Origin of the sequence: Clavibacter sp. MX14-G9D (genome assembly GCF_032917815.1) — a bacterium.
Taxonomy (GTDB): domain Bacteria; phylum Actinomycetota; class Actinomycetes; order Actinomycetales; family Microbacteriaceae; genus Clavibacter; species Clavibacter michiganensis_K.
Genome location: NZ_JAVCVL010000372.1, coordinates 1 through 1313 on the forward strand (window position 1 = coordinate 1; position 1313 = coordinate 1313).

Annotated in this window: 2 protein-coding genes and 1 pseudogene; 2 read left to right on the top strand and 1 reads right to left on the bottom strand. The window is 72.7% G+C overall.

The window, feature by feature from the left end:
* On the top strand, nt 1-466 hold a 466-nt coding region (locus Q6969_RS15715; protein ID WP_317231279.1), incomplete at its 5' end, for an NlpC/P60 family protein.
* Between the two features lie 99 nt (nt 467-565).
* On the opposite strand, the gene Q6969_RS15720 is transcribed toward Q6969_RS15715, so the two are convergent.
* Nucleotides 566-1093, bottom strand: coding sequence for an inorganic diphosphatase (locus Q6969_RS15720; RefSeq protein WP_094115242.1), 528 nt, complete (start codon nt 1091-1093; stop codon nt 566-568).
* 54 nt (nt 1094-1147) lie between these two features.
* Here Q6969_RS15720 and Q6969_RS15725 point away from each other — a divergent pair.
* Nucleotides 1148-1313, top strand: a pseudogene (locus Q6969_RS15725) (tRNA(Ile)-lysidine synthetase); the annotation flags it as partial.

Below are 1313 nucleotides of genomic sequence, written 5' to 3' on the forward strand. Positions count from 1 at the left end.
GCCGCAGCCCTCGCGTCCGGCGCCTGCTCCCGCTCCGGCGCCTGCTCCCGCCCCGGCTCCCGCGCCGGCGCCGGCTCCCGCTCCGTCCGGCAACGCCGCGCAGGTCGCCATCGCGTTCGCGAAGGCCCAGCTCGGCGAGCCGTACGTGCTCGGCGGCGCCGGCCCGAACCAGTGGGACTGCTCGGGCCTCGTGATGATGGCGTACCGGGCAGCCGGCATCGACGTCGGCAGCCACTCGGTGAGCTCGCAGTACAACAGGATGCAGGCGCAGGGCCGGCTCGTGCCGTTCTCGCAGCGCCAGGCCGGCGACATCGTCTTCTGGAACAGCGGCAACGGGTTCTACCACGACGCCATCTCGCTCGGCGGGGACACCATCATCGCGGCGCCGAAGCCCGGTGACGTGGTCAAGATCCAGGGGCTCTGGGGCGGCCGCGACCTCATGCCCTACGTGGGCCGCCCGGGCTGATCCCGTCCCGCGCCGCGTCCCCGGCACGCACGACGACGCCCGCCGCACCCGCATCTGCTGCGGGTGGGCGGGCGTCGTCGTGTCAGGCGCGGACGCGGGTCAGGCGTCCTCCTCCGGCTCGCCGGCGTGGCCGTCGTGGCCGCCCTCGGCCTGGAGCTTCTCGAAGCCGGCCTGCACGATGCGCTCGGCCTCCGCGGCGTCGCCCCAGCCCTCTGTCTTGACCCACTTGCCGGGCTCGAGGTCCTTGTAGCGCTCGAAGAAGTGCTCGATCTCGTTGCGGACCTGCTGCGGCACGTCCTCGATGTCCTGGATGTGGGCCCAGCGCGGGTCCTTCGCGGGGACGGTGATGACCTTGGAGTCGATGCCGGCCTCGTCGCTCATGTTGAAGACGCCCACGGGGCGGACGGCGACGCCGACGCCGGGGAAGACCGGGTACTCGAGCAGCACGAGCGCGTCGACCGGGTCCCCGTCGAGGCCGAGGGTGTTCTCGAAGTAGCCGTAGTCGGTGGGGTAGACGAACGACGTGAAGAGCACGCGGTCGAGGTACACGCGGCCCGTCTCGTGGTCGACCTCGTACTTGTTGCGGGACCCCTTGGGGATTTCGACGACGACGTCGTAGCTGGCCATGCGTGTGCTCCTCGTGGTTCTGCCGTGGGCGGGATGCTGCCATAACGTTAGTGGATGCCCTCCGAGCGACCCCGTCTCACGCCCGCCGTCGCGGACCTCCGACGGGCGGTGCGGGAGGCCCTCGCGGAGCTGCCCGCGGCGGCCGCCGGCCCCGTGCTCGTCGCGCTCTCGGGCGGCGCGGACTCCCTCGCCCTCGCGGCCGCTGCGGCCTTCGAGGGGC

Bases quoted from the DNA above. Each gene is read 5' to 3' on its own strand.
- Q6969_RS15720 (WP_094115242.1), bottom strand. From the start codon at position 1,093: ATGGCCAGCTACGACGTCGTCGTCGAAATCCCCAAGGGGTCCCGCAAC.